The 15,796-nt window shown below is 52.9% G+C and carries 13 protein-coding genes; 4 read left to right on the top strand and 9 right to left on the bottom strand.

The genetic code is table 11. The features are described 5' to 3' along the window. Positions 1-11: 11 nt before the first annotated feature. From ltaE to CG67_RS10350, 3 genes are all read right to left on the bottom strand, one after another. Positions 12-1,013 carry a low-specificity L-threonine aldolase gene (gene ltaE, locus CG67_RS10360; RefSeq protein ID WP_025902877.1) on the bottom strand — a complete coding sequence of 334 codons (1,002 nt, stop codon included), beginning with the start codon at positions 1,011-1,013 and terminating at the stop codon, positions 12-14. A 64-nt stretch (positions 1,014-1,077) separates the two neighbouring features. Then, a complete protein-coding gene (gene poxB, locus CG67_RS10355; protein ID WP_025902876.1) occupies positions 1,078-2,799 on the bottom strand; it encodes a ubiquinone-dependent pyruvate dehydrogenase in 1,722 nt (573 codons plus the stop codon). A gap of 124 nt (positions 2,800-2,923) precedes the next feature. Continuing rightward, on the bottom strand, positions 2,924-3,823 hold the full coding sequence (locus tag CG67_RS10350; RefSeq protein WP_025902875.1) for a lysine exporter LysO family protein: 900 nt from the start codon (positions 3,821-3,823) through the stop codon (positions 2,924-2,926). 121 nt (positions 3,824-3,944) lie between these two features. Between CG67_RS10350 and CG67_RS10345 the strand changes: the two genes are divergently transcribed. After that, entirely contained in the window at positions 3,945-5,552 is a 1,608-nt protein-coding gene (locus tag CG67_RS10345) for an ATP-dependent endonuclease (protein ID WP_025902874.1), read from the top strand. Between the two features lie 50 nt (positions 5,553-5,602). Here CG67_RS10345 and cspD read toward each other — a convergent pair whose 3' ends face one another. Beyond that, positions 5,603-5,830: a cold shock domain-containing protein CspD gene (cspD, locus tag CG67_RS10340; RefSeq protein ID WP_025902873.1), complete on the bottom strand. Its 228-nt coding sequence runs from the start codon at positions 5,828-5,830 to the stop codon at positions 5,603-5,605. A 302-nt stretch (positions 5,831-6,132) separates the two neighbouring features. Between cspD and clpS the strand changes: the two genes are divergently transcribed. Beyond that, positions 6,133-6,456 (top strand): ATP-dependent Clp protease adapter ClpS, encoded by a 324-nt coding sequence (gene clpS / locus CG67_RS10335; protein ID WP_025902872.1) that lies wholly within the window; start codon positions 6,133-6,135, stop codon positions 6,454-6,456. A 50-nt stretch (positions 6,457-6,506) separates the two neighbouring features. Further along, positions 6,507-8,789, top strand: a complete 2,283-nt coding sequence (clpA, locus tag CG67_RS10330) for an ATP-dependent Clp protease ATP-binding subunit ClpA (protein ID WP_025902871.1) — start codon at positions 6,507-6,509, stop codon at positions 8,787-8,789. An 88-nt stretch (positions 8,790-8,877) separates the two neighbouring features. Here clpA and infA read toward each other — a convergent pair whose 3' ends face one another. The 5 genes from infA to trxB form a co-directional block, all read right to left on the bottom strand. Continuing rightward, entirely contained in the window at positions 8,878-9,096 is a 219-nt protein-coding gene (gene infA, locus CG67_RS10325; RefSeq protein WP_002211347.1) for a translation initiation factor IF-1, read from the bottom strand. A 346-nt stretch (positions 9,097-9,442) separates the two neighbouring features. Further along, the gene (gene aat, locus CG67_RS10320; protein ID WP_025902870.1) at positions 9,443-10,135 is read right to left on the bottom strand and encodes a leucyl/phenylalanyl-tRNA--protein transferase; all 693 of its coding nucleotides are present in this window, start codon (positions 10,133-10,135) and stop codon (positions 9,443-9,445) included. After that, positions 10,110-11,885: a cysteine/glutathione ABC transporter ATP-binding protein/permease CydC gene (gene cydC, locus CG67_RS10315; RefSeq protein WP_025902869.1), complete on the bottom strand. Its 1,776-nt coding sequence runs from the start codon at positions 11,883-11,885 to the stop codon at positions 10,110-10,112. Before cydC ends, aat begins: the two co-directional genes overlap by 26 nt. Beyond that, positions 11,882-13,654 (bottom strand): cysteine/glutathione ABC transporter permease/ATP-binding protein CydD, encoded by a 1,773-nt coding sequence (gene cydD, locus CG67_RS10310; protein WP_025902868.1) that lies wholly within the window; start codon positions 13,652-13,654, stop codon positions 11,882-11,884. Before cydD ends, cydC begins: the two co-directional genes overlap by 4 nt. Positions 13,655-13,797: 143 nt before the next feature. Next, positions 13,798-14,757, bottom strand: a complete 960-nt coding sequence (gene trxB / locus CG67_RS10305; protein ID WP_025902867.1) for a thioredoxin-disulfide reductase — start codon at positions 14,755-14,757, stop codon at positions 13,798-13,800. A gap of 510 nt (positions 14,758-15,267) precedes the next feature. Between trxB and lrp the strand changes: the two genes are divergently transcribed. Further along, the gene (gene lrp / locus CG67_RS10300; RefSeq protein ID WP_025902866.1) at positions 15,268-15,762 is read left to right on the top strand and encodes a leucine-responsive transcriptional regulator Lrp; all 495 of its coding nucleotides are present in this window, start codon (positions 15,268-15,270) and stop codon (positions 15,760-15,762) included. Positions 15,763-15,796: the final 34 nt, after the last annotated feature.

Raw genomic sequence — 15,796 nt, 5'->3', positions numbered from 1 at the left:
CCGGCCCGGTGCTATTGCTGTAAGAAGGCCTTCCAGGCGTCGACAACTTTCTGAAGTGCCGGGCGTGGCGTATCCAGGTGGGTCACAAGACGCGTGCCGTAGCCGAAGCTGATACGGATACCCCGGGCATCCATCCATTGCTGTAACGGAGTAATCTGTGTTTCCGGCAGACGGATAAAAATCATATTTGTCTGCCTGCGACTCACTTCGATACCCAGTTCTGCTAATTCAGCCGCCAGCCAGCGGGCATTTTCGTGATCTTCAGCCAGCCTCGCCACGTTATTGTCGAGGGCATAAATCCCCGCCGCGGCCAGAATACCGGCCTGACGCATTCCGCCTCCGGTCATTTTTCGCCAGCGACAGGCTTCTTCAATAAAATCATGGCTGCCGCATAACAGGGACCCGACGGGTGCTCCAAGACCTTTTGACAGGCATATGGACAGTGTATCGCAGTAACGGCTTAGCGCATCCAGGGGCTGACCGCTGGCGACAGCCGCATTGAAAATACGCGCCCCGTCAGTGTGTAATGCCAGATGATGCTGACGGGAGAAAGCAAAGACGTCTGCCAGCCAGTCAGAGGGCAGCACTTTGCCATGATGGGTATTTTCGATACTGATAAGGCGGGTACGGGCGAAATGAATATCCCGGGGTTTAATGACCTCCCGGACAATGTCCAGCGGCAGGGTACCGTCCGCATTTTCCATAACGGGCTGGGGCTGGATGCTGCCTAAAACGGCCGCGCCGCCGGCTTCATAGCGGTAATTATGGGCATGTTGTCCGGCAATATATTCGTCCCCCCGCTGACAGTGGCTGAGCAGCGCGACCAGGTTCGCCTGAGTTCCGCTGGGAAAGAAAAGGGCAGCCTGTTTACCGCTCATCGCCGCGGCTTTTTCCTGTAGTGCGTTTACTGTCGGGTCATCGCCGTAAACGTCATCTCCGGTCGGTGCGGAGGTCATTTTACGCAACATTTCAGCCCCGGGTTGGGTCACTGTATCACTTCGTAAATCAATCACATCAGGCTCCGTTGTCAGTAAAGGATCAGCAGACCGGCCATTGTCCATAGCCGGCCTTACTCTTTTACCGTAGCCAGTTAGTTTTCGCCAGACCTACCACCTCATTCCCCCGGCCATTGATAATGGCCCGGACCATATACAGACTGAAGCCTTTCGCCTGCTCAAGTTTTATTTTCGGCGGGATCACCAACTCATCCCCGGCAGTAGTGACATCCACCAGCACCGGGCCCGGATGGTCAAAGGCCTGTTGCAGAGCATCGGGCAGGGCAGACGATTTTTCCACACGGATCCCTTTGATATTGCAGGCCGCCGCAATCGCCGCGAAATCCGGATTAACCAGCTCAGTACCGTCGGTCAGGAAGCCGCCAGCCTGCATTTCCATGGCGACGAAGCCCAGTACACTGTTATTAAAGATAATCATCTTAACCGGTAAGTTATGTTGCGCGATGGAAAGTAAATCGCCCATCAGCATGGCAAAGCCGCCATCCCCGCACAGTGCCACGACCTGACGCTGCGGGTCTACCGACTGAGCGCCCATCGCCTGCGGCATGGCATTCGCCATCGAACCGTGGTTAAACGACCCCAGTAATCGCCGGCGACCGTTCATTTTCAGATAGCGGGCGGCCCAGACCGTCGGAGTACCGACATCGCAGGTGAATACCGCATCTTCACTGGCCAGCGAACTGATCTGGCTTGCCAGATACTGGGGATGAATAGCTTGTTCATCATCAGGGATCGCTAAATCATCCAGGTCCCGGCGCGCATCCTGATAATGGTTGATGGCCCTGTCGAGATGCTTACGGTTCTGTTTTTCCTCTAAGCGGGGAAGCAGTAACATCAGCGTGGCTTTTACATCGCCGATGAGCGGAAGATCGACAGGGCAGTGTGCCCCCAGACTGCCTGCAGAAATATCGAGCTGAATAATTTTCGCGCCGGTGGGGTAGAAAGCGCGGTAAGGGAAGCGGGTGCCCAGCAGAACCAGCGTATCGGCTTTCAGCATGGCCTGATATCCGGAAGAGAAACCAATAAAACCGGTCATTCCGACATCATAAGGATTATCGTATTCCAGATGTTCTTTGCCACGCAGAGCATGCACGATAGGGGCTTTAAGTTTTTCAGCCAGCGCGGTGACTTCTGCGTGTGCGCCGGCACAGCCACTGCCACACAACAACGTGATATTTTCGGACTGATTCAGCATTGCAGCCAGAGTATCGAGTTGTAACAACGGGGGGACGGAAACGGGTACGGCAGGCGGATACCAGGCGGGTGTCACATTTTCCGGTGCAGGCTCCAGAGCGATATCGCCGGGTAATACAATGACTGAAACGCCCCCCTCCACAACTGCTTTTCGCATTGCAATGGCCAGTACCTGCGGTAACTGCTCCGGATTAGAGACCATCTCACAATAATGGCTGCACTCCTGAAACAGGGATTGCGGGTGAGTTTCCTGGAAATAGCCACTGCCGATTTCGCTGGAAGGAATATGCGCGGCGATGGCCAGTACCGGCACCCGGTTACGGTGGCAGTCAAACAACCCATTGATGAGATGCAGGTTTCCCGGGCCGCAGGAGCCGGCACACACGGCGAGCTGACCGGTTATTTGGGCTTCAGCACCGGCGGCAAAGGCGGCGACCTCTTCATGACGGGTGGACATCCACTCAATGGTCCCCAGTTTATTCAGGCTATCACTGAGACCATTCAGGGAGTCGCCGGTGACCCCCCAGATACGTTTGACGCCGGCAAGTTCCAGACTCTTGATAAGAAATGACGCGACCGTATTTTTCATTACTGACTCCCTGGAATAAAACCGGTCCGCCCGGAACGGTTATGAGCACGGATAATGAATAAAATTGTAGCGTATTTATTAACAATCGCCCGGAAGCTCCCGGAGCGTGATAGTTACCGGGTGCTCATGAGGAAAAGAATGCAATCATGATGGGGGCCAGCAAGCTCATAATAAAACCGTGAACGACCGCGGCAGGCACAATTTCCACCCCGCCGGCGCGTTGCAGTACCGGCAAGGTAAAGTCCATGGAGGTCGCACCGCATAACCCCAGTGCAGTCGAGCGATAGCGGCGGATAAGCACCGGGATCAGCATCATTGCGATCAGTTCCCGCAACAAATCTACCAGAAAAGCGCTGTTACCAATCACCGGTCCGAAAGCATTGGTCATCAAAATCCCGGACAGAGAATACCAGCCAAATCCACTGGACAGAGCCAGCCCGGTTTTCAAAGGTAATCCAAGGAGCAGGGCGGCGAGTATTCCGGCAGGCAGGGAGCTGGCCAGCACGATGGCAGCGACAATCACGCCCTGGCGATTAAACAGGATCTGCCGCAAATTCATGTCGCTGCTGCGTAACTGGATACCAATCAGTAATAGCAGCAGTAACAAGGCATACTCTCCCGCCCGGGTAGCATTGTGTAACACCTGCCAATGGGTTAACCCGATAAGAAATCCGGCAATCACCACACCACACATTTTCAGTGAATCCAGCAGCATGTGTAGCCGGGAGGGAAGCGGACCGGAAGCATGGGCAGTCGGCGAAGGCGCTAAGCGGTCAAATAATCTCAGTGCCAGAAAATTACAGACTAAAATGCAAAGAGCACAGGTCAGCGTGATCCGGACAATGACCCACAGGTTCGCGGTCAGATTATCCACAAAGGCCAGACTGACCCCCATAAACAAAAGAATGATGTAAACCATTCGGGTCAGTGAATAATTTACGGCTTTCAGAACACCGCGACGTCGGACAGGCAGCAGATAACCCGCGACCAGAGGAAGGAGCACAATGAGTAAACCAGAGTACATGAGAAGCCCGGCAAATTTCATGATCAAAGGATCAGGTTATCTGATTGATATTGGAGAGTAAATAAAATACTGATGCCCCTCACCGGCCTGTCAGTTTAGCCCTATGGAGTGTAATTCCCCTATGATGCTAAAACAGATCGAGATCAGAAATTTTCGCGGTATAGCGTTTCTGTCACTCGCGTTCCGCCAGGTGTCCCTGCTGATTGGGGAAAATGCCTGGGGGAAATCCAGTTTACTGGATGCGCTGACCCTGATGATGTCGCCTGCGGCTGAGAGTTTCCGCCTGACAGAGACAGATTTCTTTCGCACGCAGGACGATAAGCCCGCAGGGGCCTGTCTGATTGAACTGACCTTCGGTCCGGACTCCCCGGCAGGGAAGCTTCCGGCAGCCATCGCAGCACTGCTGCCTGCGGATCCCGGCGCTCGCGGGCTACGTTTCAGCTTCAGTGCCCGCAGGACAACGCAGGGGATTTCTCAGGATTTTTCCTTTCCGGACTATCCTCACTTAACGCAGCCAGTGGTATCTCAGTTAATACACGCTTTACGGGCCCTCTGTCCGGTGCTGCGACTGCGCGATGCGCGGTTCAGTTCACCGGAAGTGATGGCGTCAACGGCGGAGGGTAGCCGTCAGACGGGTGAGGTACTCATGGCGGGGACTGAGCAGCAGAATACGCTGCAGGGAGAAGACGTTCTGCAACAGGCTCTTACGCTGTTATGCCGGTTATCCGGACACTATTTCCATATCCGTGCAGGCGGAGCACTATCAGAACTGCCTGTGTCAGAGGAGAAAAACGATCTTCTCTGGCAGCAATTGAATGAACTGAACCGGAAACTGGCAAAAACAGCCCGCCCGGAGCGGGCGCCGGTATTGCGCGCCCTGCTGATGTTACTCGCCCGCCCGCCGTTCGCCGGAACCCTTCCGGACGAGGCCAGCCCGTTGATCCTGTTTGAAGACCCGGAAACCCGTCTGCATCCGATGATGTTATCGATGATATGGCAGTTTCTGGCGCTGTTACCGGCACAAAAAGTGGTGACCACTAACTCGTCAGATCTGGTCTCTATGGTCCCGCTGGAGAGTGTTTACCGTCTTGATCGATATCAGCAAATCACCCGCTGCTGGCATATTCCTGATGAGGGGATGTCCCACGATGAGTTGAGAAAAGTGACCTTCCATATTCAGGTGAGTCGACCGTCGGCGTTATTTGCCCGTTGCTGGCTTCTGGTGGAGGGAGAAACAGAAGTCTGGCTGATTAACGAACTGGCCCGGCAGACAGGGTTTTCTCTGGCTTCTGAAGGGATACGTGTGGTTGAATTTGCCCAGTCCGGACTGAAACCGTTATTACGGTTTGCCGCTCATATGGGGATCCGTTGGCATGTTCTGACGGACGGAGATGAAGCGGGCGCGAAATACGCCGCCATCGCGACCAGTCACCTGACAGAGAAACAGACGGAACGGCATCATCTTACCCGTTTTCCGGCGGCAGATATCGAACATTACTTCTACCGCAACGGATTTGCTGAGGTTTACCGGCAGGCAGCTCAACTCCCGGAGCATGGGCCGGGAGGGATGAATCGAGTGATCACTCGTGCAATACAGCACAGCTCCAAACCTTCGCTGGCGATTGCGGTTGCGAATGAAGTTGCAGAGCGGGGCAGCCAGTCGATTCCGCTGTTACTCCGTAAAATGATGGGCCGGGTACGGGGGCTTGCCAGGGGCCGTTTCGGTTAACATCAGACATTTAACATGCTGTGCGAGACGGGCTTGCACAGCAGACGTCACTATGACAGATTGGCCATAGGGTCGTTGACAGGAACGATAAGGCTGGCCTGGTTACCTTTTTCACCTTCACTGGCATTGTAGCTTACCTTCTGGCCTGCCTTGAGTGTTTTATACCCTTCCATCTGAATGGTGGAGTAGTGCGCGAAAATATCTTCACCTCCGGCTTCCGGGCAAATAAAACCGAATCCCTTGGCATTGTTAAACCATTTTACAAATCCTGTTTCCATGTGATGATGCCTCTCACCTGAATTGCAAAAATGAATGAGGGTGGCCGGAGAGCCACCTGATGAAAAAAACAGACAACTCTGTCATTAAGACTATCACTTCACCGGTAATGATCGTCAAGAAATTACCACAGGTATCACAGGGATAATTTCTCAAAATTTGAAGCAGTTAACGCTATCCGTATTTCAAAATCACAGAGAACCTCCGTAATCAGGATAATGCAGACTGCGCATCATTTTGGCGGCATGATAGACTTAACTGAAGAATTCTCTACAGAGTCACAGGCACACTTCAGTGGAATATTATGGCGAATACAAACGACTGGCTTAATTTTGAACACCTTACTGACAACACAGTTCGTGAGGAACTGAAGCCACCGTCAATGTATAAAGTTATTTTGAACAACGATGACTATACACCGATGGAATTTGTTATTGACGTACTGCAAAAGTTCTTTTCTTATGATATTGAACGCGCAACAGAACTCATGCTGAAAGTCCATTACGATGGCAAAGCCATCTGCGGAGTGTTTACTGCCGAAGTGGCAGAAACAAAAGTTGTCAGAATCAATCAGTATGCCAGAGAAAATGAACATCCTTTGCTCTGCACTCTGGAAAAATCTGATTAAGCCACCATATCTGTAGGCAGACATCAGAGCGTGAATCGAGGAGGTGCTTTATGCTCAATCAGGAACTGGAACTCAGTTTAAATATGGCTTTCGCCAGAGCGCGGGAGCACCACCATGAATTTATGACCGTGGAACACCTGTTACTGGCGCTGATCAGTAATCCGTCTGCCCGGGAGGCTCTTGAAGCCTGCTCGGTAGATCTGGTGGTTTTGCGTCAGGAACTCGAAACCTTCATCGAAAAAACAACCCCGGTTTTACCGGAAACTGACGGTGAACGTGATACCCAGCCGACACTGAGTTTTCAGCGGGTATTACAACGCGCCGTGTTTCATGTGCAATCTTCCGGCCGTAGTGAAGTCAATGGTGCAAATGTACTGGTGGCTATTTTCAGTGAACAGGAATCTCAGGCAGCATATTTATTGCGTAAGCACGAAGTGAGCCGCCTGGATATCGTCAACTTTATCTCTCATGGTGTACGTAAAGATGAGGGTGAGAGTGCGCCTGCCCCTGAAAACCAGGCCAATAACGAAGAGCAGAGTGCTGGCGGGGAGGAACGTATGGAGAACTTCACCACCAATCTGAATCAGCTGGCCCGGGTCGGTGGTATCGATCCTCTGATCGGACGTGATAAAGAGCTGGAAAGAGCCGTTCAGGTGCTATGCCGCCGCCGGAAAAATAACCCGCTGCTGGTGGGGGAATCCGGTGTCGGTAAGACGGCGATCGCGGAAGGTCTCGCCTGGCGTATTGAGCAAGGCGATGTGCCGGAAGTGATGAAAGACTGTACTATCTACTCACTGGATATCGGTTCTCTGCTGGCCGGGACTAAGTATCGCGGCGATTTTGAAAAACGGTTTAAAGCGTTGCTTAAGCAACTGGAGCAGGACGTCAACAGTATCCTGTTTATCGATGAGATCCATACCATCATCGGTGCCGGTGCAGCTTCCGGCGGGCAGGTAGATGCCGCTAACCTGATTAAGCCTCTGCTTTCCGGCGGTAAAATTCGTGTGATGGGCTCGACGACGTATCAGGAATTCAGCTCTATTTTCGAAAAAGACCGTGCGCTTGCACGTCGTTTCCAGAAAATTGATATCACTGAACCTTCGGCCGAAGAGACCATTCGTATCATTAACGGGTTGAAAGCGAAGTACGAAGCACACCATGATGTCCGTTACACCGCGAAAGCTGTTCGTGCGGCGGTAGAGCTGGCGGTTAAATATATTAATGACCGACACCTGCCGGATAAAGCCATCGATGTTATTGATGAAGCCGGGGCTCGTGCACGGTTAGTGCCACAGAGTAAACGTAAAAAGACCATCAATGTGCAGGACATCGAGAGTGTAGTGGCGCGTATTGCCCGTATTCCTGAGCAGAGTGTTTCAGCCACGGATCGCGATACCCTGCGTCAGCTGGATTCACGGCTGAAAATGCTGGTGTTTGGTCAGGACAGCGCCATCGATGCTCTGGCGGAAGCTATCAAAATGAGTCGTGCCGGCCTGGGTCATGATCATAAACCGGTGGGTTCCTTCCTGTTTGCCGGGCCGACCGGGGTAGGTAAGACGGAGGTCACGGTACAGCTGGCGAAAGCTCTGGGTATTGAGCTGCTACGCTTTGATATGTCGGAATATATGGAGCGTCATACCGTCAGTCGTTTGATTGGTGCGCCTCCGGGCTATGTGGGCTTTGATCAGGGCGGGTTACTGACGGATGCGGTGATCAAACATCCACATTCGGTCGTGCTGCTCGACGAAATTGAAAAAGCCCATCCGGATGTCTTTAATCTGTTATTGCAGGTGATGGATAACGGGACACTGACGGATAATAACGGACGTAAAGCAGACTTCCGTAATGTGGTGCTTGTGATGACCACTAACGCCGGGGTACGTGAAACGGAGCGTAAATCTATCGGACTGATCCATCAGGATAATACGACCGATGCGATGGAAGAAATCAGGAAAACCTTTACACCTGAATTCCGTAACCGCCTGGATAATATTATCTGGTTTGATCATCTGTCGACGGATGTTATTCATCAGGTGGTCGATAAGTTTATTGTCGAACTGCAGGCCCAGCTGGATCAGAAAGGCGTGTCTCTGGAAGTCAGTGACGGTGCACGGGACTGGCTGGCTGAAAAAGGCTACGACAAAGCGATGGGTGCCCGTCCTATGGCCCGTGCCGTGCAGGAAAACCTCAAGAAACCGCTGGCTAATGAATTGCTGTTTGGTTCACTGGTCGACGGGGGATCGGTGAAGGTGGCGCTGGATAAAACCAGCAATACGTTAACCTACCATTTTGAAAGTGCGGAACAGCGTAAAGCGGCAGGAACGGTGCATTAAGTCCGTATTCGCCCGTGAGTCATAAAACAAAAGGCCGGAATATCCGGCCTTAATTTTTTTGTACCTGTATAAAACAGGTTACTGACTCTTAGCGACTACGGAAGACAATGCGGCCTTTGCTCAAATCATAAGGAGTCAGCTCAACGGTGACTTTATCACCGGTCAGGATGCGGATATAGTTCTTACGCATTTTGCCGGAGATATGAGCGGTAACCACGTGCCCGTTTTCGAGCTCAACGCGGAACATGGTGTTAGGTAACGTATCCAGTACGGTACCTTGCATTTCAATATTGTCTTCTTTGGCCATCGAATCCTCTGAATGGACTAGCTAAATTTGAATCGGCAAGATAATGCCCAATTCTGGTATCTATGTAAAGAATTGTTGGTGTAAATACCAACACTCCGCTATGCGGCATGCAAAAACATGCGCAGTGCAAATAAATTCGGGTGTTCTGACGTTAATCGGGGATATTTGCAGAATCGTGCATCTGAATAGCAAGTCGGGGGGAAACCTTCCTTGATGTTCATCAGTGTACCAGCAGAATCTCCATCAGGGCGCATCGGAAAACACCTTCTGAAGCGCGAACGACATAACAAGCAGACAGAGTCTAACACTTTCCGGGTGAAATGTCTGTAAAACATTAACGGGCAGCTTAACCCGGCTCGCCGGTTTGCCAGCACCCGTCTGCCAGTGGTAATACCTGTAGTGCGGCGACCTGTTGCAGATAGGCTTCGCGCGGGATCTCTGTCGCCCCTAAGGAGGCGGTATGAGGGTTCAGTATCTGGCAGTCAATTAACTGTCCGCCGTGGGCCTTGAAGTGCCGGCAAAACAGCATCAGTGCAGTTTTAGAAGCATTCGGGCGCGTACTGAACATCGATTCCGCGCAGAATAGCTGGCCGACCGCCATCCCATACAAACCACCTGCCAGATGCCCGTCCTGCCAGACTTCCACCGAATGCGCATAGCCTTTCTGCGATAAAGTCAGCCAGGCAGCGATCACTTCATCCGTGATCCAGGTCCCTCCGGTCCTTTCTGCCGCGCAACCGCGGATCACGCCCTCGAAGTCCCGATTAATGGTGACCTGATAAGGTGAGTGGCGATGAAAACGGGCCATACTGCGGCTAAGATGGAATGCCTCAGGGTAAAGTACCGCCCGTGGATCCGGTGACCACCACAGCAACGGGTCCTGTTCAGAGAACCAGGGAAAGATACCCTGCCGGTAGGCTTCCCGCATCCTTTGCCAGCTCAGATCCCCGCCAAACGCCAGCAGACCGTCAGGTTCTGTCAGCGCTTGTGAGGGCGGGGGAAAGCTGAGTGTATCAGCCGCTAACTGCGGCAGGATCAATGGCATCCGGGATGACCTCACTCGGGTTCAGACGCTGAGTAAACTGCCAGTAGCGGCCACGCGCGCTGAGAAGCGTTGACGTGTCACCCTGTTCGATAATATGGCCGTTTTCCATCACACAAACACGATCCATTGCAGCCAGTCCGGTCAGGCGGTGTGTCACCATTATCACGGTTTTATCCCGGGTAACCCGCGCCAGAAGCGCCAGAATATGCTGCTCGGTGGTGGCATCCAGTCCCTCGGTCGGCTCATCGAGTAACCAGAGGTCTCCCTGGTGGAGGAGCGCCCGTGCGATGGCTAAACGGCGTAATTCCCCCCCGGAAAGTGTTCTGCCGCCTTCTCCTAACCAGCCGTTAAGCCCGTCATTTTCCAGCAACTGCCCGAGGCCGGTCTGTTGCAATACGTCGACCAGCGCTTCATCGGTACTGTCAGGTGCAGCAAGTTTGAGGTTGTCACGCAGGGTCTGGTTGAAGACCGAAACGCGCTGAGTCACCACGCTGGTCCGCCGACGAAGCGTCGCTTCATCCCATTGCGGCAAAGGGGACTGGTTAAAGCAAATTTCGCCTTGCCCGGGGTCAGCCGCACGGGTCAGCAGTTGCAGGAGCGTTGACTTACCGCAGCCGGTAAAACCGAGCAGAGCAATTTTTTCGCCCTGAGCAACCGTCAGGTTCAGTCCGTTAATCACCGCCCGGGGTTGTCCGGGATAGCTGAACCCCAGTCCGGTGATCCGGACGGCAATCCCCGGGTGATTATCTGTCAGCGCTTTTTGCGGAAACTGTACCGCAGGTTTCTGGCCTAAAATTTCGTTTAAGCGTGAAGCAGAAACCATCACCTTTGAGATATGGAGGAAAGCGGCAGCCACCGGCCCCAGGGACTCAAAAGCCGCCAGAACGCAGAAAGTAAAGAGTGCCAGCCAGGTGGGGTCGGCAGAGGCTGAGTGGAGGAGCAGCGAACCCAGCCCCAGCATAAGGCAGACAGTCAGCCCGGTAATAAACATCAGCAGGCTCTGCGATGCGGCGGTCAGCGACTGCTGCTGCCGTTCGGCCTGATAAATATCGTCGCCGGTGGTCGTCAGTTGCTGTTGCCAGCGCTTACTGTGCTGGTAAATCTTCAGCTCCGCCATACTGCTTAGCCAGCGGGTCAGTTGCCGGCGGTAACTGGCCTGCGTCAGAGCCATTGCCTCACCGGAACCTTTACCAAGGCGGTAAAAGAGGGGAGGGAGGATCAGCAACGTCAGTAACATCACCAGGCCCGCGACCAGTGCCAGCGGCAGGTTCAGGAAACTCAGTCCGAAAGTGACGACGATAATGACACATAACGCCCCGGCCAGGGGGGAAATCACCCGCAGATAGAGATGGTCAAGGTGGTCAACGTCTGCAACAAAGCGGTTCAGCAAATCGCCCTGATTAAACGGTAACAGCCCGGCAGGGGATAGGGGGAACAGCTTGCTGAAGGTGTACACGCGAAGATGCTGAAGTACACGGAATGTGCCGTCATGGCTGACCAGTCGCTCGAAGTACCGTGCCACGGTACGGATAATGGCGGCCCCCCTGACTCCGGCAGCAGGTAACATATAGTTAAAACTGTACAGCCCGGCAGTCCCGGCGACTGCGGAGGCAGCCAGAAACCAGCCGGAAAGTGTCAGTAAACTGATACTTGCCAGCAGTGTCAGCAGGGCCAGTATCAACCCCAGCCCCAGTAAGAAGCCGTGACGTTTCCAGAGACGCAAAAAGGGCAGTAAAGTTTTCATAAGGTAATCTCCCCGTCACGCTGAGCTAACATGTCCCTGAACGGCCCTGCTGTCGTGGCGAGCGCCTGCCAGCGGCCTTTCTGAATAATTTGTCCGGCTGCCATTACCCAGATTTCATCCCAGTCCTGTAACCCTTCGAGCTGGTGAGTGATCATCAGCGTTGTCTGCTGTAAGGAGGCTTCGGTAAGTGCATGCATCACATGTTGCTCGCTTTGTCTGTCCAGGCTGGCTGTTGGCTCATCCAGCAGTAGCAGTGCTGAAGGGAGTAACAGGGCCCGTGCAACCGCAACACGCTGGGCCTGGCCGACAGATAGCCGGACCGCATTATCGCCGGTGGGTGTATCAATCCCCTCAGGCAGGTCGGCAATAAAAGCATTGATACCGCTGCATTCCATTACCCGTTGAAATTGCTGTGCGTCACAGGGGCGATCCAGAATGATGTTATCGCGTACGGTTTCTGCCGGCAGCACCGGGTTTTGCCCGATCCAGGCCAGTTGTTTCTGCCAGTGATCCGGACGAATATCCCGTAACTCTGTACCGTCAACCGTAAGGGAACCCTGATACGGGAGAAAGCCGAGGATGACATTAATCAGTGACGTTTTACCGGCACCACTGACCCCGGCCAGCGCAATACGTTTGCCTGCCGGAAGGGTGAAATTCAGAGGCTGAGTTAACGGCTTCCCTTTGGCTGTCATAACAACCAGGTCACGTGCGACCAGGGTACAGGCACCGGACCTGTCCGGTGTCAGTGTTCCGGTGTTCAGGTTTGCCTCTTCGGTTTCGCTCAGGAAAGTTTCCAGCTGGTCGGCAGCACCGACAGCCTGAGCCTTCGCATGGTAGAAATTCCCTAAATCACGCAGAGGCTGGAAGAACTCCGGTGCCAGTATCAGTGCCAGAAAGCCGGCAAACAGGGTGACTCCGCGGTGGTAGTCACCGAAATGCAGTACGCCAAGATAAGAGAAGCCGAAATAGACGGCGACCACGGCAATAGAAATTGCGGCGAAGAACTCAAGCACCGCAGACGAGAGGAATGCCAGTCTCAGAACCTCCATGGTACGCAGGCGGAACTGTTCAGTGCTTCCGGCGATAGCGGCTTGCTCTGCCCGACCCCGATGAAAAAGCCGTAGTGTTTCCAGTCCACGCAGACGGTCAAGGAAGTCACCGCTAAGGCGGGCTAGTGCCTGAAAATTTCTGCGGTTGGCTTCTGCGGCTCCCATACCGACCATCGCCATAAACAGTGGGATCAGAGGCGCAGTACAGAACAGGATCAGCGCCGCTGTCCAGTTAAGGGGTAACAGCGTGATCAGGATCAGGGCAGGGATCAGTGTTGCCAGGCTCATCTGAGGCAGATAACGTGCATAGTAGTCCTGCATATTATCAATTTGTTCCTGCAACAGGGTCGTCCAGCTCCCGACGGCACGGCTTGTTGTTCCGGCAGGGCCCCGGGCTTCCAGGCGTAAAATAATCTGTTGGCGTATAGCCTCACGAATGGCGCTAGCGGCACGAAAACCGGCCATTTCCCGTAAATAATGCAACAGACTGCGCCCGGCAAAGCAGGCCGCCAGTGCCACCAGTAACCCGGGGGTGTCACTGGCAGGCTGATGACTGATAATAAAATTTTGTAATACGCGGGCGATGATCCCGGCCTGCGTGATAATTAACAGTGCACTGAATACACCGGTGATAACGGAGAGGCGTAACCAGCGGCGTCCGTAATGACGCTGTTCTTTGAGCCAGCGAACTAAAAACTGTTGACGGGATTTATTCATGGAATTCTGCAAAGTGAATGTCAGACACCAGAGGTGTAAAGTAATACCCCTTGTAAAAGTGCAGGTACCTTAACATGAGGAACAGTAAAAAGGCGACAGTTTCGCTGTCGCCTTAGAGTCTCATTCAAAATGAAGGGGGAAAACTACGCGTCCTGGCCCAGGCCGTCTAAATAACGTTCGGCATCCAGGGCAGCCATACAGCCGGTTCCTGCAGAAGTGATTGCCTGACGATAGGTATGATCCATCACATCGCCGGCGGCAAACACACCAGGGATACTGGTCTGGGTTGCATTCCCCTGAAGACCGGACTGCACCACGATATAGCCGTTATTCAGTTCCAGCTGATCAGCAAAAATCGCAGTATTCGGGCTGTGACCGATGGCAATAAATACCCCGGCGACATCAATCTGCTCGGATTCAGCATTGTCTTCTGTCGGACGCAGACGCGCCCCGGTGACCCCCATCTCATCTCCGGTGACTTCTTCCAGGATGCGATTGGTGTGCAGAACGATATTGCCACTGGCGACTTTTTCCATCATCCGGTCAATAAGGATTTTTTCGGCACGGAAGGTGTCGCGACGGTGGATAAGATGAACCTCAGAGGCGATATTTGCCAGATAGAGGGCTTCCTCGACGGCAGTATTTCCGCCGCCGACCACTGCCACTTTTTGCTGACGATAAAAGAAACCGTCGCAGGTCGCACAGGCGGAGACGCCTTTACCTTTAAAGGCTTCTTCCGAAGGTAAACCAATATAACGTGCAGAGGCTCCGGTCGCGATAATCAGCGCATCAGTGGTGTACTCACCACTGTCGCCGATCAAACGAAACGGGCGTTGCTTTACGTCGACGGTATGAATATGGTCGTGAACGATTTCAGTATTAAATTTAATCGCATGTTCATGCATACGTTCCATAAGCCCGGGCCCGGTCAGGCCCTCAGGATCACCCGGCCAGTTTTCGACCTCTGTTGTGGTGGTCAGTTGCCCGCCTTTTTCTACCCCGGTAATTAATACCGGATTAAGGTTTGCACGCGCAGCATAGACAGCTGCAGTGTAACCGGCAGGGCCGGAACCCAGGATCAGTAGTTTACTGTGTTTGGCCATGCTTTTTTCCTCAATAAAACAAACCGCTGACAAATATCGGTAGATTGTAGGCAAACGCGACGACGAAAAAAAGAGTCCGATAGCGGAGATTACTTATTAATGTGAACGTTGAAACTAATCACCCGTGGTTAAGGCCTCTGACAGGGATCCGTCACTGTGGTGACGGGAGGATAAAAGGCTAAAAGTATTGGCCGAAAATTTATATTCACCGCAGACGGCGGAATGTTGTACTGAAATTGGATGTTTTACTTTGACAATCGCCTGTTGTTTTGCGAAAACATGAGGTGAGACAAATAAAGTTCAGCGAACAGGAGCCGCGCAGGCCGTAGCTTCTGAACGCCGGATAAATAAACCTGAGTTGTCTTTGGCCTGTTTCATCGTGGACAGACAGTGAAATGAACCGAAAACAGCAAATATACAGGCAATGTTTCAACATAACTCAGGCCCTTCACCGATGACAGGTTGAAGGGCAGGTAGTCTTAGGGAAGGAAATGAAGAGAGAAAATAATAATGACAGATAATAAGAAACGCCCTGGCAAAGATCTGGACCGTATCGACAGAAATATCCTGAATGAACTACAAAAAGATGGCCGTATTTCGAATGTCGAGCTCTCTAAACGGGTAGGTCTGTCTCCGACGCCTTGCCTTGAACGAGTCCGCCGCCTGGAACGTCAGGGGTTTATTCTGGGGTATACCGCACTGCTTAATCCGCACTATCTGGATGCATCACTGCTGGTTTTTGTTGAGATTACTCTGAATCGTGGCACCCCTGATGTGTTCGAGCAATTTAATACCGCGGTCCAGAAACTTGAGGAAACTCAGGAGTGTCATCTGGTTTCCGGTGACTTTGACTATTTGCTGAAGACCCGTGTTCCGGATATGTCCGCATACCGTAAGCTGCTGGGGGAAACCCTGTTACGCCTGCCTGGCGTCAACGATACCCGCACGTATGTGGTCATGGAAGAAGTGAAGCAGAGTAACCGCTTAGTGATTAAAACTCGCTAAATCAGCCAGGTGCAAAACCTGTGGCAATTAGGTA

It is taken from the genome of Tatumella sp. UCD-D_suzukii (assembly GCF_000611875.2).
Classification (GTDB): domain Bacteria; phylum Pseudomonadota; class Gammaproteobacteria; order Enterobacterales; family Enterobacteriaceae; genus Tatumella; species Tatumella ptyseos.
The sequence above is the reverse complement of the archived record's forward strand: the minus strand, read 5'-3'. Positions and strand labels throughout refer to the sequence as shown.

What these genes read in the sequence shown, in the direction of transcription:
- poxB (WP_025902876.1), bottom strand. Translation starts at nt 2,799, where the DNA reads ATGAAAAATACGGTCGCGTCATTTCTTATCAAGAGTCTGGAACTTGCC.
- CG67_RS10350 (WP_025902875.1), bottom strand. Translation starts at nt 3,823, where the DNA reads ATGTACTCTGGTTTACTCATTGTGCTCCTTCCTCTGGTCGCGGGTTAT.
- CG67_RS10345 (WP_025902874.1), top strand. Translation starts at nt 3,945, where the DNA reads ATGATGCTAAAACAGATCGAGATCAGAAATTTTCGCGGTATAGCGTTT.
- cspD (WP_025902873.1), bottom strand. Translation starts at nt 5,830, where the DNA reads ATGGAAACAGGATTTGTAAAATGGTTTAACAATGCCAAGGGATTCGGT.
- clpS (WP_025902872.1), top strand. Translation starts at nt 6,133, where the DNA reads ATGGCGAATACAAACGACTGGCTTAATTTTGAACACCTTACTGACAAC.
- clpA (WP_025902871.1), top strand. Translation starts at nt 6,507, where the DNA reads ATGCTCAATCAGGAACTGGAACTCAGTTTAAATATGGCTTTCGCCAGA.
- infA (WP_002211347.1), bottom strand. Translation starts at nt 9,096, where the DNA reads ATGGCCAAAGAAGACAATATTGAAATGCAAGGTACCGTACTGGATACG.
- cydC (WP_025902869.1), bottom strand. Translation starts at nt 11,885, where the DNA reads ATGAAAACTTTACTGCCCTTTTTGCGTCTCTGGAAACGTCACGGCTTC.
- cydD (WP_025902868.1), bottom strand. Translation starts at nt 13,654, where the DNA reads ATGAATAAATCCCGTCAACAGTTTTTAGTTCGCTGGCTCAAAGAACAG.
- trxB (WP_025902867.1), bottom strand. Translation starts at nt 14,757, where the DNA reads ATGGCCAAACACAGTAAACTACTGATCCTGGGTTCCGGCCCTGCCGGT.
- lrp (WP_025902866.1), top strand. Translation starts at nt 15,268, where the DNA reads ATGACAGATAATAAGAAACGCCCTGGCAAAGATCTGGACCGTATCGAC.